This is a genomic window from Saccharothrix sp. AJ9571 (assembly GCF_021725495.1).
Classification (GTDB): domain Bacteria; phylum Actinomycetota; class Actinomycetes; order Mycobacteriales; family Pseudonocardiaceae; genus Amycolatopsis; species Amycolatopsis magusensis.
The window spans coordinates 7,079,510-7,101,035 of sequence record NZ_CP091382.1; the positions used below are offsets into that span (position 1 = coordinate 7,079,510).

At 66.7% G+C, this 21,526-nt stretch carries 15 protein-coding genes and 2 pseudogenes; 9 read left to right on the plus strand and 8 right to left on the minus strand.

Features of this window, described 5'->3' with window-relative positions; translation table 11 throughout:
- The first annotated feature begins 6 nt into the window (after nt 1-6).
- Entirely contained in the window at nt 7-714 is a 708-nt protein-coding gene (locus tag L3Q67_RS32265; RefSeq protein ID WP_499185206.1) for an ANTAR domain-containing protein, read from the plus strand.
- A gap of 258 nt (nt 715-972) precedes the next feature.
- Here L3Q67_RS32265 and L3Q67_RS32270 read toward each other — a convergent pair whose 3' ends face one another.
- Together L3Q67_RS32270 and L3Q67_RS32275 are read right to left on the minus strand one after the other, a co-directional pair.
- On the minus strand, nt 973-1,218 hold the full coding sequence (locus tag L3Q67_RS32270) for a hypothetical protein (protein ID WP_499191802.1): 246 nt from the start codon (nt 1,216-1,218) through the stop codon (nt 973-975).
- Nucleotides 1,219-1,292: 74 nt separating this feature from the next.
- Nucleotides 1,293-1,796, minus strand: a complete 504-nt coding sequence (locus L3Q67_RS32275; protein ID WP_499185207.1) for a DinB family protein — start codon at nt 1,794-1,796, stop codon at nt 1,293-1,295.
- Nucleotides 1,797-2,407: 611 nt separating this feature from the next.
- On the opposite strand from L3Q67_RS32275, the gene L3Q67_RS32280 reads away from it, so the two are divergent.
- The 3 genes from L3Q67_RS32280 to L3Q67_RS32290 all read left to right on the plus strand — a co-directional run bounded on the left by L3Q67_RS32280 (nt 2,408) and on the right by L3Q67_RS32290 (nt 7,584).
- Nucleotides 2,408-5,218 (plus strand): carbohydrate-binding protein, encoded by a 2,811-nt coding sequence (locus L3Q67_RS32280; protein WP_499185208.1) that lies wholly within the window; start codon nt 2,408-2,410, stop codon nt 5,216-5,218.
- On the plus strand, nt 5,215-6,954 hold the full coding sequence (locus L3Q67_RS32285; RefSeq protein ID WP_499185209.1) for a ThuA domain-containing protein: 1,740 nt from the start codon (nt 5,215-5,217) through the stop codon (nt 6,952-6,954). Before L3Q67_RS32280 ends, L3Q67_RS32285 begins: the two co-directional genes overlap by 4 nt.
- 228 nt (nt 6,955-7,182) lie before the next feature.
- On the plus strand, nt 7,183-7,584 hold the full coding sequence (locus L3Q67_RS32290) for a hypothetical protein (protein ID WP_499185210.1): 402 nt from the start codon (nt 7,183-7,185) through the stop codon (nt 7,582-7,584).
- Between the two features lie 100 nt (nt 7,585-7,684).
- On the opposite strand, the pseudogene L3Q67_RS32295 reads toward L3Q67_RS32290, so the two are convergent.
- Nucleotides 7,685-8,744: pseudogene (locus L3Q67_RS32295) on the minus strand (IS701 family transposase); the annotation flags it as partial.
- A gap of 445 nt (nt 8,745-9,189) precedes the next feature.
- Complete coding sequence (locus L3Q67_RS32300) at nt 9,190-9,558, minus strand: hypothetical protein (RefSeq protein WP_499185211.1); 369 nt, start codon at nt 9,556-9,558, stop codon at nt 9,190-9,192.
- Nucleotides 9,559-9,986: 428 nt separating this feature from the next.
- Here L3Q67_RS32300 and L3Q67_RS32305 point away from each other — a divergent pair, with 428 nt between their 5' ends.
- The gene (locus tag L3Q67_RS32305) at nt 9,987-10,475 is read left to right on the plus strand and encodes a hypothetical protein (protein ID WP_499185212.1); all 489 of its coding nucleotides are present in this window, start codon (nt 9,987-9,989) and stop codon (nt 10,473-10,475) included.
- Between the two features lie 159 nt (nt 10,476-10,634).
- Complete coding sequence (locus tag L3Q67_RS32310) at nt 10,635-11,213, plus strand: hypothetical protein (protein WP_499185213.1); 579 nt, start codon at nt 10,635-10,637, stop codon at nt 11,211-11,213.
- 467 nt (nt 11,214-11,680) lie between these two features.
- On the opposite strand, the gene L3Q67_RS32315 is transcribed toward L3Q67_RS32310, so the two are convergent.
- The 3 genes and pseudogenes from L3Q67_RS32315 to L3Q67_RS32325 form a co-directional block, all read right to left on the minus strand.
- Nucleotides 11,681-11,938 carry a hypothetical protein gene (locus L3Q67_RS32315; RefSeq protein ID WP_499185214.1) on the minus strand — a complete coding sequence of 86 codons (258 nt, stop codon included), beginning with the start codon at nt 11,936-11,938 and terminating at the stop codon, nt 11,681-11,683.
- Complete coding sequence (locus L3Q67_RS32320; protein WP_499185215.1) at nt 11,928-12,458, minus strand: Fe(II)-2OG oxygenase family protein; 531 nt, start codon at nt 12,456-12,458, stop codon at nt 11,928-11,930. The genes L3Q67_RS32315 and L3Q67_RS32320 overlap by 11 nt, the downstream gene beginning before the upstream one ends.
- A gap of 437 nt (nt 12,459-12,895) precedes the next feature.
- Nucleotides 12,896-13,957: pseudogene (locus L3Q67_RS32325) on the minus strand (cytochrome P450); the annotation flags it as partial.
- Between the two features lie 1,203 nt (nt 13,958-15,160).
- Here L3Q67_RS32325 and L3Q67_RS32330 point away from each other — a divergent pair.
- The gene (locus L3Q67_RS32330) at nt 15,161-18,202 is read left to right on the plus strand and encodes an AfsR/SARP family transcriptional regulator (RefSeq protein ID WP_499185216.1); all 3,042 of its coding nucleotides are present in this window, start codon (nt 15,161-15,163) and stop codon (nt 18,200-18,202) included.
- A 1,000-nt stretch (nt 18,203-19,202) separates the two neighbouring features.
- Here L3Q67_RS32330 and L3Q67_RS32335 read toward each other — a convergent pair.
- The gene (locus L3Q67_RS32335) at nt 19,203-19,769 is read right to left on the minus strand and encodes a helix-turn-helix domain-containing protein (protein WP_499185217.1); all 567 of its coding nucleotides are present in this window, start codon (nt 19,767-19,769) and stop codon (nt 19,203-19,205) included.
- Nucleotides 19,770-19,922: 153 nt separating this feature from the next.
- Here L3Q67_RS32335 and L3Q67_RS32340 point away from each other — a divergent pair, with 153 nt between their 5' ends.
- Both L3Q67_RS32340 and L3Q67_RS32345 read left to right on the plus strand, forming a co-directional pair.
- A complete protein-coding gene (locus L3Q67_RS32340; protein ID WP_499185218.1) occupies nt 19,923-21,197 on the plus strand; it encodes an AfsR/SARP family transcriptional regulator in 1,275 nt (424 codons plus the stop codon).
- Between the two features lie 166 nt (nt 21,198-21,363).
- On the plus strand, nt 21,364-21,522 hold the full coding sequence (locus tag L3Q67_RS32345; protein ID WP_499185219.1) for a condensation domain-containing protein: 159 nt from the start codon (nt 21,364-21,366) through the stop codon (nt 21,520-21,522).
- The last annotated feature ends 4 nt before the right edge of the window (nt 21,523-21,526 follow it).

Genomic DNA, 21,526 nt, shown 5'->3' on the forward strand with positions numbered 1-21,526 from the left:
ACCACAGTGGATGTGAACCGACGCGAGCAACTCGTGCGAGCCATCACCGGCCAGCCGGTGTCCGGTCGGCTCTGGAGCCGAGCGCACGCGGTGTGCACGGTGACCACCAGGGAACTCGGCCTGGACGCGGCCGCGCTCTCGCTCTACCTCGAACCCCGGATCCAGGAACCCATCGTCACGACCAGCTCCTGGGCCGCTCACCTCAACGACCTGGAATACACCCTCGGCGACGGACCGAGCGTTACCGCTTTCCAAGCCGAACGCGCCATCCACCTCCCAGATCTGGCCGCAGCACACCGGGATCGGACCGGCTATGCCACCTTCGCCGGTGCGGAGGAACTCGCCGCCCAGTTCTGCTGGCCCGTGCTCACCGGCGATGGGGAACCGATCGCCGTGCTCAACGGCTACCGGCGCCGTCCCGGTCCCCTGTCCGCCCGCCAGACACAGGACTCCGATATCCTCGTGATGCTGCTGGCACGCGCGCTCGAGGACCGCGACACCGGCCTGCCCGCCGCCCTCGCCGCAGTCGAACGTGGGCAACTCCGCCACTACGCGACCGTGGCGCTGGCCATCACTTTCACCGCCGCACGGCACAAGCTCAGCTCCGATGACGCCTACGCGCTCCTGCGCGCACACGCCTTCAGCCACGGCAAAACCCTGCGCGACATCGCCGACGCCGTCGCCAGCAGGCGCCTTGACCTGGGTCCTCGTTGACGACAAGGGTTCGATTCCCGAGGTTGGATCGTCGGTCATACCAGCCGTATGGGCAACGGAAGTGCGCCTGCACGTGGGTAGCTGCTGGCCGCCTCGTCATGGTCGCGTACTGCTGCAAGGCGCTAGTGCTTTGTTAGGTGTTGCTGACCTGGGCTGTTGTGTTGGGTGTTCGGGTTTGGATGGGTTGTCGGCAGGTGTGGCAGACGCCTGTCCAGACCGCGAGCAGGGCCTGGAGTTCGCGCAGGACCGCGTAGGGGCTCAGGCCTGCGCAGGGGCTTGTGGGGTGCGGCGGAGCTGGGTGCAGATGGCTTGGGCGATGGCGGCGAGGGTGACGTGGCGGTGCCAGCAACTGGACGCCGTTGCCGACCTGGCCGTGATCGACACGTGCGACTGGTCGGCTGTCGACGACAGCACCCCGCGGTCGAGTGCGGCCCACCGCTGACGACGGTTCGCCACCCATGGGGACAAGGCGGCCGAGATGATCCGGCTCCTGGTGGAACGCATGGAGCAACCGGATCGCCCGATCAGTTCCGCCGTGTTCCAGCCACCCTGGTGGTCCGCCGGTCCGGGTGACGCGCTCAGCCCACCTGCCGGCGCATGTCGAGCAGGTGGTGGCGCACCTCGTGGACGGTGTGCACCGCCACCCAGCGAAGTGATCGCTCACGCGGTTCGGGGCTCGGATACGGATACAGGAGAGTGCGCTCCCAGTCCGGTCCCAGCCGATCGAGCACGGTGCCGAACAACCGGGCCGCGTCGAGGAGTTGGCGGGCGACATCGCCGGAGTCCTGCTCGGCGTAACCGTCGTGCTCGACCCGCTCATCCCGGCCCATCGGCGCGCAGACCGGCCGAGCGGTCCGACGCGCGGTGAGCACCCGTTCCCTCTGCACGAGCAGCACGTCGCGAACGTGACAGCCGTACTCCAATGGCGACCACACGCCAGGACGCGGTCGGGTCCGCAGGTCGCCGATCCGGTGGGCCCGCAGGATGGCCGCGACCTCGGCGACACCGTCCCTGACCGTCCGCGCGGCGGCAGGGGCCTCGTCCTCGTCGTAGGTGAAGCCGCACTCAGGACAGTGATCCACCGCGACACGCTATGCCCGATAGCGGCCACCTGTCGACACTGTTGATTCCTCGAACGGCGGAACACGCGCGGATGACGGTTCGTCTGTGAGCGAGCACATGTGTCGTACTACGGCGGCGCCACCCAGGGTATGGCCTGATCATCGAAGTCTGGGACGTCGACCCCGCACCACCAGGCCAGCTACCCGCTGTCGAGCAGGTGAGTACCCGGACCGGGATGTTCCGGCCCGTGAGGGCGGGAAGGTCGGCTGGGCAGAGATCCACACGCTCCCGCCGCCCGCGCGCGGAGCAGGGCACGCTCCCGCGCCGTGTTGCGCAAGCCATTCCACCCTCGCGGGCGGCTTCACCGTCGCCGGTTCTGCGCCGTGTCCTTGACGGACTTCATCGCCTCGGATGACAACCCGCGGGGACGGCACCAGAACAGCGGTGAGGTGCTGTGTCTCGGGCGGCACGGCCCTGGGTGACTCGGACAGTCAGCACAGTTTTGCTTGATTCAGCGAAAGTTTGCTCCGTTTCGGCGAACTTTCGTAAATGATGTTCAAAAGTGGCTATGGTCTACCTGCCACCTCGGTCTGCTCCCGCTCAGACAAGGCCGTCTGGAAGGAAGACCTACATGCTGAGAACCCTGCGTACGCTCACCCTTCTCGGCTCGGCTGCCCTGCTCGTCGCCGCCGGTGCCACCGCGACACTTTCCCCGCCGGAATCCGCTGCCGCTCCCGCGGCCCCCTCGTTCCAACAGGTCACGCTCGCCAAAGGGGAGAGTGAGATGGGCGAGCCGATGTCGATGACCGTGCTCCCCGACCGTTCGATCCTGCACACCTCACGCGACGGCACAGTCCGGCGCACCGACGCCGCAGGTAATACCACAGTGTCCGGGGAGCTCTCCGTCTACTCCCACGATGAGGAAGGGCTGCAGGGCATCGCGGCCGACCCGAACTTCGCCGCCAACCGCTACGTCTACCTCTACTATGCTCCGCCACTGTCCACACCGGCCGGCGACGCACCTGGCGACGGGACCGACTTCTCCGCCTGGAACGGCGTGAACAGGCTGTCCCGTTTCGTGCTCAACAGCGACGGCACGCTCAACCTCTCCAGCGAGAAACCCGTGCTGGACGTGCCCACCAGTCGCGGGATGTGCTGCCACGTCGGCGGGGACATCGACTTCGACGCCGCAGGCAACCTGTACCTGAGCACCGGCGACGACACCAACCCGTTCGCCTCCGACGGCTACACCCCGATCGACGAACGCGCCAACCGCAATCCCGCCTTCGATGCCCAGCGCAGCAGCGGCAACACCAACGATCTGCGCGGGAAACTCCTGCGGATCAAGGTGAACGCCGACGGCGGCTACTCCATCCCGGCCGGCAACATGTTCGCGCCCGGCGCGGCCGGCACGCGGCCCGAGATCTACGCGATGGGCTTCCGCAACCCGTTCCGCTTCAACGTCGACAAGGCCACCGGTGTGGTCTACCTCGGCGACTACGGACCGGACGCCGGCTCGGCCAACAGCGCCAGGGGGCCCGCGGGGCAGGTGGAGTTCAACCGGATCACCGGCCCCGGCTTCTACGGCTGGCCGTACTGCACCGGCACGAACACCACGAACGAGACCTACAACGACTACAACTTCGCCGCCGGCACCTCCGGCGGGAAGTTCGACTGCGCGGGCGGGCCGACCAACAACTCGCCACACAACACCGGACAGCAGAAACTGCCCACGGCCAAGTCAGCGTGGCTCAACTACGATGGCTGCTCGCTGGCGGCGCTCGGCTGTGGCAGCGAATCACCCATGGGCGGGCCAGTCTACCGGTACGACCCCAACCTGAACTCGTCGATCAAGTTCCCGCAGTCCTACGACGGGCACTTCTTCGCCACAGAGTTCGGCAGGCGCTGGATCAAGGACGTCACGGTGAACGCCGACGGTTCCCCTGGCGCCATCAACCCGTTCCCATGGAGCGGCACACAGGTGATGGACGCCGCCTTCGGCCCCGACGGCGCGCTCTACGTGCTGGACTACGGCACGGGCTGGTTCAGCGGCGACGAGAACTCGGCGCTGTACCGCATCGAGCACACCGCGGACGGCTTCGCGCCGATCGCGAAGGCGGCCGCGGACAAGACGAGCGGACCGGCACCGTTGACCGTCGCCTTCTCCTCCGCCGGCTCGTCCGATCCGGACGGCGACGCGATCTCGTACTCGTGGAACTTCGGCGACGGCGGCACCTCGACAGCGGCGAACCCTTCGCACACCTACTCGGCCAACGGCACCTACACCGCGACACTGACAGTGCGCGACAGCACCGGAAAGACAGCCACGGCGAGTGTGCAGATCACGGTCGGCAACACCGCGCCGACCGTGCGGATCAACCTGCCGCAGGACGGGCAGCTGTTCAACTTCGGTGACGCCGTCCCGTTCCAGATCACCGTCAATGACCCGGAGGACGGCGCGATCGACTGCGGCAGGGTCAAGATCAGCTACATCCTCGGCCATGACTCGCACGGCCACAAACTGACCGAGGCAACCGGCTGCTCGGGCACCGTCCAAACGCCCACGGACGGCGAGCACGACCCGAACGCCAACATCTACGGGGTCTGGGACGCCGAATACACCGACAACGGCGGCATCACCACCCACACCCAGCACGTCACCCAGCCCAAGGCCCGGCAGGCCGAACACTTCGGCTCCTCCAGCGGTGTCCAGGTCACCGATCACGGCCCCGCGCATGGCGGGAAGACCGTCGGTTACATCGAGAACGGTGACTGGATCGCCTTCGAGCCGTACGTGTTGTCCAACGCGACATCGTTCACGACACGCGTGTCTTCCGGCGGCGCGGGCGGCACGGTGGAGATCCGGGCCGGCTCCGCGACCGGCACCCTGCTCGGCTCGGTGGCTGTGCCGGTGACGGGCGACTGGGAGACGTTCACCGACGTCAGCACCACGCTGTCCAACCTGCCGACCGGAACGACCACGTTGTACCTGGTCTTCCAGGGAGGCGCCGGTCCACTGTTCGATGTGGACGACTTCTCGTTCACCACGACGACGAGCGGCGCCCGAGTCGGTGAGATCACGGGCATCGACGGGAAGTGTGCGGACATCAGTGGTGCCAACACCGCCGACGGCACCAAGATCCAGCTCTGGACGTGCAATGGCACCGGCGCACAGCGGTGGACGCTGCCGGGTGACAACACGATCCGTGCCCTGGGCAAGTGCCTCGACATCCAGCACAGCGGCACCGCCAACGGAACCACCACCTGGCTGTGGACCTGCAACGGCAGCGGCGCGCAGCAATGGGTTCTCCAGTCCGGCGGAACACTCAGGAACCCGCAGTCTGGCCGCTGCCTCGAGGCCGCGGGCACCAGCGCCGACGGCACCCCACTGCACATCTGGGACTGCCACACCGGAGCCAACCAGAAATGGACCCTGCCATGATCCGTTCTTCCCTGACCGTGACGAAACCGACGAGATCCGGACCGCGCACCGCGTTCCTGGCGCTGGCCCTGTCGCTGGTGATGATCGTGGCGACGGCACCGGGGTGGTCCCCCGCAGCGGACCCGGGGGACAAGGTGCTGGTTTTCTCCAAAACCGCGGGCTTCCGGCACTCTTCCATCCCGAACGGCATCCAGGCGATCCGTGACATCGGCGCGGCGAACAACTTCACGGTCGAGGCCACCGAGGACGCCGCCGCCTTCAGCAGCACCAACCTGGCGCAGTACCGTGCGGTGGTCTTCCTGCTGACGACGGGAGACATCCTCGATGACGGGCAGCAGGCAGCCTTCGAGTCCTATGTGAAGTCCGGCGGCGGCTACGTCGGCGTGCACTCGGCGTCCGATACCGAGTACCAGTGGCCGTTCTACGGCGGTATGGTCGGCACCTACTTCCACTCACACCCCGCGATTCAGCAGGCGACGCTGCGAGTCGAGGACCGTGCGCACGCATCCACGGCCCACCTGGGCGACGACTGGGTACGCACCGATGAGTGGTACAACTTCCAGACGAACCCGCGGGCCGACGTGCACGTGCTGGCGCGCCTGGATGAAGGCACCTACTCGGGTGGCAACATGGGTGACCACCCGATCGCCTGGTGCAAGACCTATCAGGGGGGCCGGTCCTGGTACACCGGCGGCGGGCACACCGAGCAGAGCTACGCCGAACCGGCGTTCCGCACGCACCTGCTCGGCGGCATCCGTTACGCGGCAGGCATGACAGAGGCGGACTGCCGTCCGGAGAACGGCTACACGTCGCTGTTCAACGGAACCAACACCAACGGGTGGAGCCAGGCAGGCCCGGGCGGCTTCGCCCTGGCGAACGGCACGCTCACCTCGTTCGGCGGGCTCGGCATGCTGTGGTACTCGGCGAAAGAATTCCGGTCCTACTCACTGAAGATGGACTGGAAACTCGCCGGCGACGACAACTCCGGCGTGTTCATCGGGTTCCCGTCGAGCAGCGACCCGGCATCGGCGGTGAACAACGGCTACGAAATCCAGATCGACGCCACCGACACCGCCGACCGGACCACGGGCTCGGTGTACGGGTTCAAGTCGGCGGATATCGCCGCCCGCGACGCCGCGCTCAACCCGCCGGGCGAATGGAACACCTACGAGTTGCTCGTCGAGGGTGAACAGCTGCAGGTGTTCCTCAACGGCGTGAAGATCAACGACTTCACGAACACCGACCCGAACCGGAGCCTGCTGCGGGGACACATCGGCATCCAGAACCACGGTGACGGCGACGATGCCTCGTTCCGCGACATCCGGATCAAAGAACTCGGCGGCGGTGGCGGTGCACGCACCGGTGAGGTCACGGGCGCCGGCGGAAAATGCGTGGACGTCAGCGGTGCCAACACCGCCGACGGCACCAAGATCCAGCTCTGGACCTGCAACGGCACCGCCGCACAGCGATGGACCCTGCCCGGCGATAACACCATCCGCGCCCTCGGTAAATGCCTCGACGTCCAAAGCGGCGGCACCGCCAACGGAACCATCACCTGGCTGTGGACCTGCAACGGCAGCGGCGCGCAGCAATGGGTCTCCCAACCCGGCGGAACACTCAAAAATCCCCAGTCCGGCCGCTGCCTCGAGGCCGCGGGCACCAGCAGCGCCGACGGCACCCCACTGCACATCTGGGACTGCCACACCGGGACCAACCAGAAATGGACCCTGCCATGACCGGGTAGTGAACGGCTCGTCCGCCACGCCGCAACAGCGTGGTGGACGAGCCCCCGGCACACCGACCATTCACCACGCAGCGACTGAGCCGTCCACTACGGACTGGCAGTCGAGACGGCCCCTGCCACCGACCAGTCCCCACCGAGCGAGACCGTGTCTGCCAGATATTCGGGAACGCTTGCACAGATCTCGGTAATTCGTCCTGCGCCCGGGTTCGGCCTGTACGACGTGCCGCAGCAGGCGTTCCGCGAGCCGTACTCGTCGCGAGTGGACACCCTCTTCGATGGCAACCACCAACAGCGAGAGATCGCCACCGCATTGCCGAAAACGTCGAAGGAGCTGTTCACCGACGGCTTCCTCGACTCGGCGCGGCAGCCGAGTCCGGTCTGGCAGCGGCATCTTGCTCCGCTGGACACTACCTGCGACTGGCGTCCGGAGGTGCCGGTGCACCTCTACCAGGCGGCCGGCGACCGGGACGTGGTTTTCGACAACGTCCGGCACTGCGAAAGCCAGCTGACGGCCAGAGGCGTTCGGCCGGACGTGAGTGACCTCGGCGAGGTGGACCACAACATCAGCGTGCGCCGGGCCGTTCCGCTGATCGCCGCGGAATTCAGTCGCGTGACGGGCTAATACCGCAACGGTTGGTTGGGTGAGCGGGTCGCCGCGGCGTTTGTAGTGCGCAGGATCAGCTTCGTGAGCAGGCGCCGGATCTCCGGTAGCGTGAATCCGATCATGCCCGGCTCGTCGACACCGATTCCCCTTTTATGGCAAGGGATCGTGATACGGCGAGCCAGGCGTGGGCGAGCATCGACAAGGTGATGTGGGCATACCAGGCCCCGCAGGACCGGACCTGATAGTGATCGAGTCCGGCTTCGTCCTTGGCCTGCTGGAAACACTCCTCGATCCGCCAGCGCGTCCCGGCGATCCAGGCCAGATCCGGCAATGTCGAGCGGCGGGGTCCGTAGCAGAGGTAGTAAGCGAGCTCGGCCGGATCCGAGAGGGAGCGGCGAGCGAGCAGCCAGTGCCCGCGCCCCGGCTGCCAGCCGATCCGGATCGGCACCCGAGCCCAGTCGTACTCGCGGGGCCCGTGCGCGCCGGCTCCGACCGACAACCGCCGCCACGAACGGGCGGGCAGAACCGTGATCAGCTCGTCGGCTCGGGCTTCGCGGCCGCCGATGGTGACCAGGGTGTCGTTGACCTTGGTGGCCAGCACGTGCGCGGCGTCGTGGACTTCCAGCCACACAAACAGGTACTTGACCCGACCGTAGGCCTCATCAGCGGTGATCCACGCGAACGACACCTTCGCGGCGAACGTTCGGGCCAGCATCGCCATCGCCTGCCGCGGCTTGGTCTCGAACTCGGTGCCCTCCGGCATCCCTGCCCGCCGACACCGGGCGGGGGGCGGCGATCCAGGGCTCGGGCAGATACAGCTCGCGATCGATCAGCGCATGCCCACGAGCGATGCATAGGCAAGAAACGTGCGATCTGGCAGTTCTCGATCCGGCCCGCGGTCCCGCAGTACTGCCGCTGAACCCCCGCCGACACCGTGCCTTTATTCAGGAACCCAGGGTCGTCCACGATCAACACGCCACCCGGTTCGCCGAGATGCTCGATGGCGTAGTCCCGCAGGTCGTCGCGGACTCCGTCGATGTCCCAGTCCGCCCACCGCAGCAGCCGCTGCATCCCGTCCGGCGACACCTCGCCGGCCTGCTCGGCCAGCGTCCAGCCGTTCTTCCGCTCCAGGCCGCGACCAGCCCGGATACATACTCCCGCGCCCGGGCCCGCGGCTCCCGTATCCGAAGGGGCCGGATCGTCAACTGCAGCGGCTCAATCACTCCTACCAAAGCCCGGCATGGTCACGCGCCGGGAATTTCTCGGCCAGGCCATGGGTGATCGCGCGCACCCCGGCCATACTCGGCACCTACCTGCGCCGAGCCCACCACGGCGACCTCGCAGCCCGCCGCGAGCTCGACAACCGCATCGCCACACACTCCGGCGAAGCCTGGAGCTGACCGTATGGACGGCTCGCTGAGGCCGTGTCTCACCTCGATTTGGTGACCTTGCCGCCATCACCTTGGGCTGTGGTTGACCCGGACGGCCGTATCGGCGAGCGAGCGGACCCTTTGGTCCAGCGCCGCCCGGGCCGCTATCAGCCCGAGCGGCGTCACGGTCCTGTTCTGTGCGGCCACTACGGCACGCTCGCACAGTCAGCAGATGCACTTGCCGTGCGGGTGCTTACCTGAGCTGCGCGCCGGCCCGCGTTGCGTTCCCAGCACCCGAGGGGCAGGTTGCCGACGTCAACGTGCCGTAAGGAACCCAGTTCCCGTACTGGACGGTGCCGTTCTCGCACTGCACCATGGCTCGGAACTGGGTAGTGCCAGCAGGTCCGCTGTAGCAGCGGACGAGGCCCGTCGCGCCGCTCACGAACGCCTCACAGTCGGCGGCCACGCTTGCTGCGGTGCTGCTCTCTTCCGCAGAACCCACCCACGTGCTCTGGCTGGTGACGTCGACCGCTTCCTGGGCGCCCGCCGAGGCGGGAAGGGACAGGCCGAGCGCCACGAAACACGCGGCGGAGGCGACAATAGCCCTGCGAATGTTGAACATGATTCCCCAGACATGATCGTGAGATAAACACCCGCTGGTGCGAGGGTCCGATTAGGAGGTTATAGACGCGGCTCGCAGACCGGAAGCCCTTGCTGCAGAAGGTCGCACAGTGTCACCTATTTTCAAGCAGGCTTGAAACATTCCTCGAGTTCTTGACATCACTATGGTGGCACTGTTTGACTCAATAAACACCAAAGCTCGCGAAGGCTCTTCAAATTCCCGACCCCTTGCCTGCAAAGTGGGCAATGTTCACATGTGCAGAACGCTGGTGACACTCAGCACTCTGACCGCGAGCATGTTTCCGCAGGCCACGACAGTTCAGTTCGAGCCGCCGGGCGCGTCTCAGTGCAGTTGGCCGCATCCGCCGGCTCCCATTTTGCTCCACAGTGAGGCCTCACCTCAAGCTTTCCGCCGGAAAGGGCAAACGCATGCGCAAAATATTCAGCCTAGTGCTCGGATTGCTGACCGTGCTGTCGATCGCAGTTTTCGGTCCCGGTTCGGCGCAGGCCGAATCGTCCGACGCGAAGCAAACCCGCGAGCTCATCGCCGCGGGCTACGTGCTGGTGGAACAGGTCCCGCTGTTCGAAATGCGGATCAACCTCTGGAAGCTGGAGGGCGCCGGCCAGTACCACGGTCAAATCACCTCCGCGGCGCACGGCGACTACGTGTACCTGCAGGGAGGTGGCTGCCCGGGCGGCGCGACCTGCAACCACTCGTGGGTTCAACCTGGGCAGAACTTCGCCAACACCATTCCGGTCAACGGGGCGGTGGACGCCTGCGCGAGGTACATCCACGACGGACTCAACACGATGGGCTGCACGTGTGTCATCTGCTTCGCGGACAAGCCGGTGACGGACAGTGCGAAAGGTGAAGGCTTGCCGGTGCGCAGTCAAGAGAGCCCGGCAACGGCCGGCTGATCCGCGAAGGACCGAATGGCGCTCTGCATTCAGAAAGTGATGTGCCGAGGCTGACGAGCGGCGCCATGAAGAGGACCATTTCTCGCTTCACGGCACGTGCGGTTCAGTCAGGTATGAAAGGCTCGGTGGCGGGCGCAAATGGCGGATACGGTGCGGACCGTGACTCCGGTGTTCGGAAAGCAATTTCGAGTTTGGAGAAGTCGAGTGAGTAAATCCAGACGAATCAAAGCTCTGCTGGTCGCCTTGAGTGCATTGTTCCTCACCGCGGGGCTCTCCACGTCAGCGGCCTCCGCGAAGCCGGTGAAGACGGCGCCGTCCGCGGGCATCGCCGCGTACCCGGCGCAGTGCAAAGTCACCATCACGGCGGTGCAGCGAGGCAGGAATCTTCGCACCGACAGTCTCAGGCGTGTGTTCGCCGACAGCACCGGCACGGGCGCGGCCGAAGAGTTCTGGATCCAAGATCTCAACGACACTCAGACGCGGTTGCAGTCGAACAGCACTGGCGGCTATCTCGCCAACCGCGGTGGAGTGATCCGCGCCGATGCCAACAACACCTCCATCGAGGCCCTCCTCAACTGGGTCGACGTCGATGCGTCCAACCGCACGTTCCGCTTGACGTCGATCTTGGCGCCCAGCAACGTCGTGCGAGCCGCGCCGGATACCGGCGAGCTTTTCGTGGACAACCGGAACTTCGACGGCTGGACCCTTTTCCAGTACAACATCGTCTATTGCCTCTGATCGACTGACCGGTTTCGCGGAACCGCCCTGCCCGTTCTCAACGGACGGTCAGGGCTTCAGTCACGAAGTGCGCCTGGATGTGCAAGCGCTACCGGGAGGCAATGATCGCGGGCAGTGCGGGCAGTGCGGGCAGTTCGGCGTCGCGGTAGCCCGGGGATCGGCGCACTCGCTGGCGGCCTCTTCGAGACGGGGCCGGGTGATCGGCACGGGTTCCTGGCGGCCGTCGGCGGGGTGCGCGGTCCGGCAGTTCGCGCGGGCGCAAAGCGCAATGATCTCGGCCAGTTCCCGCGTGCCCTCGGGCGGCTCACTGACGCGAGCGCCCGCGTGAACGCCTGCCCGGCTTCGCGCTGCGCTGTCTCCAGCGAGTCGGCCTTGCCGATCCCCAGTACGCGGCCCCCTGGGACTCGCCCCGTGAGACGCCAGGGCTATCGGCGATGGTCAGGGCGTCCAGAGAACCGGGCTGGCGATCACCCGCCGGGGTGCGGTAGTTCGAGCATTTCGTTGGCGACCTCGACGACGGTTCCGGTGCGGTGCCACACGGCTTCGCCGTCCGGGTTGACGCGCACGCTGGCGGCGTCACCCTCGGCGCAAAAGATGAGGATGTCCTCTCCCGCGGGTGCCCAGCGGCGGATGGCACAGATCGCGACCACCTCGCCGGCTTCGTTGCGGGGATGCCAGAATTCCCGGCCCGCGGCGATGAGGCGGTGCAGTGTCTCATCGCTCATGCGTGTGTGTCCCGGAATCGGTGGCGGCGGCCTGCGGTGGCTGTGGGGTACGCGGCGCGGGAAGGCCGGTGGGTGGGGGAGTGGTGGCGGGGAAGCCGGGCGGGATGTGCCAGTGCGGATGTGGGTTGGCCAGGATCCGCCACAGCGCCCGGTCACCGCGGAATTCCCGGTGGCCGTGCAGCCACCAGCGGTTGTGCACCACGAGGTCGTCCCCGGCACCCAAGAGCACCGTGTGGGTGTGCTCGCTGATGAGGTGGTGCAGGGTGGCGTGCCAGGGCCGCGCGAGTGGGGAGAGCTGTGAACGCTGGTCGGTGCTCCACCGGATCGATCGTGTGCCGGGGTGCGCGGCGGTGAACACCGGGCCGCTGTAGCCGTTGGCGCCGCCGAAGTACGCCGCGCCGGGGCTGGACAGGGTGCGCAGTGCCTCCGGGTGCCGGGCGCGGAGGTCGTCGTGCAGGGCGCGTCCGTCGACCAGGACTGTGGCGCCGCCGCGGCGGGCGGGTCGCTGGCAGGCCAGCAACAGCAGTATCGGGGTTCCGCGACGCTGGCGCGGTCGGTGTGCGGGGGCAACGCGTCGACGGTGAACCCTGCGCGGCTGTGCTCCGGGGGCGGGGCGCAGGGTGGTGACGCCGGTGGGGTCGGCAAAGAAAGTCGGACTCGATGAGTACCAGGTCCGGTCCTGGTAGGCCCACATTACCCTCGCGATGCTCGCCCATGCCTGGCTCGCGGTGTTCCGATCCCTTGCGATAAAGGGGGAACCGCCGCACTAGGGCTGGATAGGAATTTGGTATCGGCCGTCGGCTTGAGTTTCACTGGAAGACTGCTCATGCCGCTGAGTAGGTTCGAGTACAGCCTTCGAGGCTCCCCGGCCACTTCGATGTCTGAAACAACCTCACGGAGCGAGTGCAGCATAGCTCGTATTTCGGCCCGTCCAAGATAAGCGCCGAGGCAGAAATGTGGCCCCTTGCCGAATGAAATGTGCTTGTTCGGAGATCTGCCGAGGTCGAATCGTGACGGGTTGTCGAAGACGGTCGGATCCATATTCGCCGAACTGTTCCAGAGTGTGACGATATCACCCGACCTAATTTTCGTTCCGTTGATATCCACGTCTGCCACCGCGGTCCGGCCGAAGTGTATCGCTGGAGTCGTCCACCGGAGAACTTCCTCCACCGCCTTGGAAAGATCGACATCGCCTCGCTTCAGTGCCTGCCACTGGTGGGGGTGCTCTGTGAACGTCAGCACCGCGCCGACCATGGAGAGCCTGCTGGTCTCGTCGCCACCGAGGATGAGGCTGTAGCAGTTGGTGGTTATCTCCTCCTTGGTCAGCTGCTTCCCGTCCATGGTGCATGTGGCAAGTGCGCTGACGGCATCATCGCCGGGCTTTTGGCGGCGCTGGTCGGCGAGTTTGTCGAAGTAGCCAAGGATATCATTTCGCGCTTGCCAAACCTCGACCGGCGACTGTTCGGCTGATTCGGAGCCAAGAGCGGTGGTAGCTCGCTCGTAGAGGAAACCACGATCGTCGGCTGGCACGCCGAGGAGGTCGCAGATGGTGGTCAACGGTATGTGCGCGGCAACATCTTGGGCGAAGTCGATGGCTTGCCCCGTTGCGACTTGCTGCAGCAGGCGCCTCGTGTTCTCCTGCAACTCCTCGACCACAGCCTGCAATGCCCTGGGAGTGAACACCTTCAACAAGATGCTACGTATCCCGGCGTGCCGATGACCATCGCTTACCGCGGCCATCGTCCCGCTCGCGGGATCGCCACCCAGTAGTAGCGTGGCGAGGACGTTCCCGTTCGCCGAGGTGAATCTTTTGTTGTCGAGGTAAACGGCAGATACGTCAGCGTGTCTGGTCAGAACCCAGAATCCAGGTCGTCCGTTCACGGATCGATGCCAGAATACGGGCTCATGTTCACGCAGATGTCTCCAGACGTCAGACAAGTCGTGGTCGACGTGTGTCACCGGATCTGCGAGGTCGAGGAGGTGAAGGTGTTCTGGAGTAGCCGATGTGCGTGTTGACATTTGATCCCAACCAACTCGATGGATTCATTATTACGAGGTTCATCTTGTCCCGAGCGTGGGTGCGACTTCCCCAATCGCTTCCAGTGGGATGTCGACCAGTTCAAGAGTGCTGCAATTTCAGCCTACCTTGGAGTATTGAAAGCTGCTGTCACGTCCCGGAAGCCCTTGGGTGCGTAAGTCTGGTTGATACTTGGGTTCTCGGCAAGGGGTTGGAGATGGGTCGCCGCGGGGGCGGGAAGGAGCATCTGGCCGGGCAGATGCGCAGCCCGTTGCTGATGCGGTTCCTCAGGGGACTGCTGGAGGGGCCGTGCAACGAAGCCGGAGCAGGAGTCGGTCGGCCTCTGGCATCGACGTTACGTGGCTTGCCCCTGCGCCACGGTGGCACTCATCCCGCTTCACGTGTGGTTCGAACGTACCCTAGGCAGTCCTGTCCGGTCGGTCTAGGTTGACCGCTGTCGGGCTGATGTTCCAACGAGTCAACCGGCCACTGTGGGGAGAGCTGTGATGGCGAAGAACGTGACGCTGCTGCAGACCTGCGTAGCTGGTGGGCTCGGGCTGGCGGCGGACACCGCGCAGGCCGGACCGCTACCTGCGGTGCGCAACGCGAACACCGGCCATCCCGACGTCCGCAGCCAACGCCTCGAACGAGCACGCATCCGCAGCGAACGCCACCCGCACCTGGGGCCAGCGCGCCACACACGCCGCCTGACCAGCCCGGCCAACCTATGTGGTCACAGCACTGGCCGCCATCCTCCGGGATCCGTCACCGCGCCTGTATCGCTGGGCAGCGCTCACGGTGATCGGCACTCCCTGAGCCCATAACGACCCTCGGCATCGTGGCCTAACTCCGGCCTCGGACACCCCTCCTACCCCACGGATTTCGGCTCCCGGGAGGCGAGAGCGACCCGACGAAGGCCAAGGCCCGAGCCGGATGGACGTCCGCCTGCGGCCACGATCTACCGCAGTCGAGTCGCCGACAAGCGGATGCTGGTCGTCCTGAGGAACGCCGCCACCATGGACCAAGTGGTCCGCCATTGCCGGGTACGGTCTCTGCACCGCGCTGTTCACCAGCCGCAACCGGCTGCGCATGGCGAGACGTGGACAGCCCTGCCACCGGCAATCGTATGGCGGTGGCCAGACAGCAACTGGTGCGCGGGCGCCTTCGCTGTCGATGTCTACAGTACGTCCAGCCGAGGGAGCACGATGAGGTTTGGGATACTGGGTCCGCTGGCGGTGTGGCGGGAGGACGAGCAGCAGCTCGATCTCGGCACGCCCAAGGCGCGGGTGCTGGTGGCGGTGTTGCTGTGCCGGGCGGGTCACGCCGTTTCGGAGGGTCAGCTGGCGGTCGCGTTGTGGGGGGACACTCCGCCGAAGAGCGCAGCCAAGAATGTGCAGACCTACGTCCATCGGCTGCGGCGGCAGCTGGGTGACCCGGCTCGTGTCGTGCGCCAGGGTGCGGGTTACCTGGTGCCGTTGGACCGCGACGAGCTGGACGCGGCGACATTCGAGCACCTGGCCGACGCGGGGCGGGCGGCGGAGGCGGCCGGTGCGCCGGATGAGGCGTCGCGGCGTCTGCGCGAGGCGCTGCGGCTTTGGCGTGGGCCCGCGTTCGCTGGGATGACCGATGTTCCGATGCTGGCCGCGGAGGCGGCCCGGCTGGACGAGGTGCGCCTGTCGGCGCTGCAGACGCGGATCGCTGTGGACTTGACGCTGGGGCGCCACGCCGAGTTGCTGGCGGAGCTGACCGCGCTCACCCGCGAGCATCCGCTGCGAGAGCGGCTGCGCGCACAGTTGATGCTGGCGTTGTACCGCTGTGGGCGGCGGGCGGACGCGCTCGCCGAGTACACCCGTGCCCGCACGACCCTGATCGAGGAGACCGGTCTGGACCCGGCTGATGAGCTGCATGACCTGCAGCAGCGAATCCTCGCCCAGGATCCTTCCCTGGATCTCGCTGCCCGCGTCGCGGTCACGCTCGCGGGTGCGCCCGCGGCGCCCACTCCCGCGGAGTTGCCGATGGACATCGCGGACTTCACCGGCAGGGACGACGAGGTGGCTGAGCTCACCGAGGTCATCACCGCGCCTCGAGCCGGCACCGTGGCCATAGCCGGCATCGCGGGTCTGGGTGGTCTGGGCAAGACCACGCTCGCCGTGCACGTCGCGCACCGGATCGCGGATCGTTTCCCCGACGGCCAGCTCTACGCGGATCTGCGTGGCGCCTCGGCCGACCCGGCCCGCCCGGAGGACGTGCTCAGCCGGTTCCTGTTCTCCCTGGGCATCAGCGGCACCGGCATACCCGGATCCCTGGACGAACGCGTGGCGTTGTTCCGCAGCTGCCTGGCCGGTCGCCGGGTCCTGGTCCTGCTCGACAACGTGGCCGGGGAGGAGCAGGTGCGCCCGCTCCTGCCCGGGAGCCCGGGCACGGCCGTGCTGCTCACCGGGCGGGTGCGGCTGGTCGGCCTCGAGGGCGCCAGCCTGCTGGAACTCGACGTCCTGCCCTCGGCCCAGGCCATGGACCTGCTGACCACCATCGTCGGTGACGAACGCGTGCGCAACGAGCCCGACGCCGCCCGGGAGATCATCCGGCTGTGCGGTCGCGTTCCGCTGGCGGTGCGCATCTCCGCGGCCAGGCTTCTGAGCAGGCGCCAGTGGACGCTGTCCCACCTCGCCGACGTCCTCCGGGAGGAACGGCACCGGCTGGACGAACTCGTCGCCGGCGACCTCGACGTTCGCGCGGGATTCGAGATGAGCTACCGGATGCTGCCCGCGGGCGCGCAGCGCGCGTTCCGGCTGGCCGGGCTGCTCGACGCGCCCGACTTCGCCTCCTGGGCGGTGGCCGCCCTGCTCGACGTTGCGGTGCGCCAGGCCGAACACGAGATCGAAGTCCTGGTCGACGCCCATCTGCTGACCCTCACCCGGACCGATGAGACAGGCAACCTCAGGTACCGGTTCCACGACCTGATCCGGTTGTACGCGCTCGAGCAGGCGCGGCGCGACGACACCGGAACCGGGCGGCAGGCCGCGCTCGCGCGGGCACTGGGCGCGTGGCTCGCGCTGGCGGAGCACGCGGCGGAGCACGTTCCAGGCCCCTGCTACGCACTCATGCACAGCGGCGCGCCACGCTGGCGGTTGCCCGCGGCGGTCTCCGGGCGCCTGCTGGCCGACCCGATGGCCTGGTTCGGCGCGGAGCACGCCGCCCTGATGGCCGGGGTCGCCCAGGCGTGCGAGGCGCGCCTGACCCCACTGGCCTGGGACCTCGCGGGGTCCACCGAGACCTACCTCAACGTGCGCGGCGTCTATGACGGCTGGCAGCGCATGCACGAACAGGCGCTCGCGCTCTGCCAGGAAACCGGCGACAAGCGCGGCGAGGCCGTGCTGATGCGCGGCCTGCTGGAGGTCACCACCTGGAGCTCACCGCCCGGCCACGGACCGGCGATGACCCGGATGCGGACCAACGCCTCCCAACTCCTCGACCTGTTCACCACGCTGAACGATCCAGCCGGGACATCCGACGCGCTGGCGACCCTGGCCTGGAGCATGACCGCCGAGGGGAACCGTGCGCGAGCACTCGCCGTGGCGGAGCGCGCTCTGCGCACGGCCACCGACGCCGGCTACCTCGGCGGCCAGGCCCGGGCCTATCACGTGATGGCGATCATCCACGGCGAGGACAACCCCCACGGGGCGCACGAGGTACTGCTGCAAGCGATGGAGGTCGCCGAGGCCCTCGGCAACGCCCACTACACCACGACGATCACCCAGTTCCTCGGCGCGGCGAAATCGTTCTGCGGTGACACCACCGGCGGGCGGCAACTGCTGGAGACCTCCCTCGACATGGCGAGGCGGTTGAACTACCGCTACCTGGAGACGTTCTCGCTGCTCTACCTTTCGAAGCTGTTCGCCGCGATCGGGGACGAGCGGGCCAGAGCGACCGCCGAACTCACGCTGGCCCACAGCGAAGACGGCAACTTCGGCCACTACCTCGCCGACGCGCTCAGCGTTCTCGGGCAACTCGACCTGGCCGAAGGACACCTGCCCGCCGCCATCGCCACCCTCGAACGCTCGGTCCGGATGTGGCGGACCCGCGGCTCGATCCCCTACCTGGCGCGAACACTCCGCGCCCTCGGCGACGCCCACAACGCCGCCCGCGACCACCACACAGCCAGGACCGTATGGGAAGAAGCCCGCGAACTGTTCCGCGGCATCTCGCACGAAGAGGGCATGAAAACCCTGGACGCCCGACTCGACTGAAAAGCGGTCACGCGCTGACAGGCCGTCACGACAGCCCATCTCCCGGTAACGCCGGAAAGCAGGGTTGCGCGCTGGCGGCGACGTCGAGAACCCGCACCACAGTTACTGCTTTCATGAACCAGTGCGACAAGCCTGGGCTCAGCCCAAGCCACCTGCTGGCCTCCCCGACCGAATCGAGGCCGGTCAGGGCACGCACCTGTCACCCGAGGAGGTTACGGCTCGATCTCCGACCGGACCTCGGACACGTCAGCGCGCTGGATAACTTCACGTCGCCGAACGCCTGGATCGTCGCGATGACCGCGCCACCGATCTCGACCGGCGCGGACACGGGCTTCGCACCTCTGCGCACCGATTCGGCGGAGGCGCGGCGGGCGCCCGAGGTGGAATCGCGATGCCCGCCATGCCGTCGCCGTGGGCCTGGACGTAGGCGGCCGCCGGCGTTTGGTGGGCCATTGGCCCGGTCAGCACCACCGAGATGTCCCGTTCGCCAACGGTGACCGAGTACTCCTTCGCCATTCCTTCGGTACGTCGGACCGCGCACGGATGTCGATCCCGTAGCCATGCAGAACTCCGCGGCACGCGCCTCCGCGTCCGTCACGTTCAACACCGCGTAGTCGATGGGTCACGCGATACCTGTTCTCGGTCTCCGTCGACGAAGGACGGGCGATCCCGTGGGGACTCTTCGAGGAGTCCGGCGTGCTCGAGACAGGCGGTGCCGCCCGAGCGGGCGAACATCGCGGGAGGAGACGAACCGCGGCTGTATTCCATATTCCATCGATATTCCAGCTGTGTACCCGCCGTCCTTAGAGTCTGGATCAACTGCGCCGGCCGGATGGGCGTGGAGATGGAAGGGCTGGAAGCCTTCATGGGGAGAACTCTTGTTGGCGGCATGGGCACCGCCAGCGCGGCGGAGACGACCAGCGCCGCTGGCCTGCCCTCGCGCGAACCAACTACTCGCGCACCCCTTCACACGTTGATCTGTCTTGGCACAGCGTCGACTTCAGGTCGTCCCCGCACCCGTCCCACAAAGGTGGGACGGGTGCTCGGAGCACACGGGGCACTGAGGTCTCGGCACGTGTCCAGCGGCCTCGCCGAACGAGCGCAGCATCGCGAGACGCGTCAGTTCGGCCTTGTTGCCTGCGCCGAGCTTGGCGCGGATCCGTTTGATGTGGGTGTCCACCGTGTAGCGGTTGATGCCCAGCCGCAGCGCACGTCCCGCGGCGATGGCGCGAACGGCCGCGATCAAGGCCTCGCGTGGCTCCAGCTTGCTGACCACCCCACCAGGCACGGAGCCCGCTTCCCCCAGCGCGGCCGCCGCCTCCTCACCCGGTCCGTGTCCGACGACGAGGAGAACGGCGCCCAGCGGGATGGCCGAACTGATGTGCGCCAGCAGGTTTGCCTTCACCGCCATCGGATCGATCGTGAAAACGTCGGCCAGCCACTTCTGCGGGGAGTGATCATCCAGGGTGGTCCGTGCGTCGACGACACGGATGCCGCCGTCGGACAACACCTGGGGCAGGCCTCGAAGGAAGACCGGGCTGCTGTCGAGGATATCGACCCGGATCACGTCAGGTCCCTGATCGCCCGACGACGGGCACGGACAAGACCGACCGGAACGAATCTCGAGAAGCTTCAAGCAGAGGTAGGCCATCGCGTCCCATGTCGTCACTCCGCTCATCCGCATGAACCTTCTGCGTGTTCACTCAGTCACGATCCGTCGATGACGACGGTGACAGCAGGGCCTGGCCGGGACCTGGCCGGAACCTGGCCGGACTCCGGTAGCGACCTGGTCGCCGAGGTCGGCATCGGGGAATCACCGCAGAGAAGACCCGGGGCAGCCGGGACACGAGTGGCCTGGTCCCAGGGAAGCGAGGCGGAGTTTCGACTTTTGGGTCCCGTCGAGGTCCGTAGCGGTGGCCGCGCGTTGCCTCTTGGCACGTCCCGCGAGCGGACGATCCTGTTGATCCGGCCGGGCGCTTTGACCGGCATCGCCCAGATCATCGACGAGCTGTGGCCCCACGATCCCCCGGCCGACGCACGAACGCTGGTGCACGAATACGTGTCGCGCTTGCGGCGAAGTTTTCGCGGGGACGGTGAGGCCGCTGGACAACTCCTCAGCCGAAAGCCTGGCTCCCTGCTTCGAGCCGACAGCTTCGAGCTGGGCCTCAGCCGATTCAACCGCTTGTGCGCCGACGCCCGCGCGGCACGGCGAGACGGGAAACCTCGGCTTCGCCATTCCTTGCTCAGTCAGGCCCATCAGCTCTGGCGGGGCGGACCGTACGCCGGCATCACCACGATCCCCGCCAGCGCTGCGACCGTCGCCAGGCTGACCGGGCTCCGGTTGACGATGCTCGAAGAGCTGTTCGACGTGGCGCTCGACTTCGGGCAGGACGCGGAGGTGACTGCCGAGCTCACCGAGCTGGTCGCTGTGCATCCGTTCCGAAAACGTCTGGGCGGCCAGCCTCGGGCGGGGCGGACCGCTGACGCGCTCACCATCTATCGCGAAGCCAGACACCGGCTGACGACCGCGCTCAGCATCGAACCGGGAACCGAACTCGTCAACCTTGAGAGCACTCTGCTGAACGGTGGCCAAGAGCAGAAACGGACGACCACCGTGCCAGGTGCGCCAGATCATTCCACCACGGCGCTCGGGCACCTTCTGCGCGGCCGGGGTGCCCGACGACCGAATGCCCGTCGGCCGGACCGCGCGGGTCGCGTTGTACCGCAGCCAGGTCGCCAACCGGCATCCGCTCCTGCTCTTCGACAACGTCGGGACGAGTGGCAGGTCCGGGATCTGATCCACGCCTCCGCGAGGAGCCTCGCCGACCGTGGCTCGGCTTACACCGACTTCTGTCACAACCTCGATACCCGGCAATCGATGGGTTGCCGATTTGTTCTACTTTGCATTCAGTCGCCAAGTATTGGTCCGATATTACTTTCAAATCCAAACCGAACAGCAATCAGTTGTTGTCGATTGGGTCGCCGATTTCCATAGTCGACGGCCCATGGTTCCGGTTGCTTTTAGTACGTGAACCGCTCCGAGGTCAAGTGTGTGGATAGTCGGGTCGCATGGAGGAGTTCTCTGTGATCCGAGGGGGTTCAACTGCGCGGTCGAATAAACTACGCGACACGCTGCTCAGTCTGGAAGAAGGTAGAAATTCGTGCTTCCGTTGTCGTTTGCGCAGCGTCGGTTGTGGTTTTTGCATAAGTTGGAGGGTAGTTCGGCGACGTACAACATGCCGTTGGTGTTGCGGTTGTCGGGTGGGCTTGATCGGGTGGCGTTGCGGGCTGCGCTGGTGGATGTGGTGGGCTCAGCATGAGTCG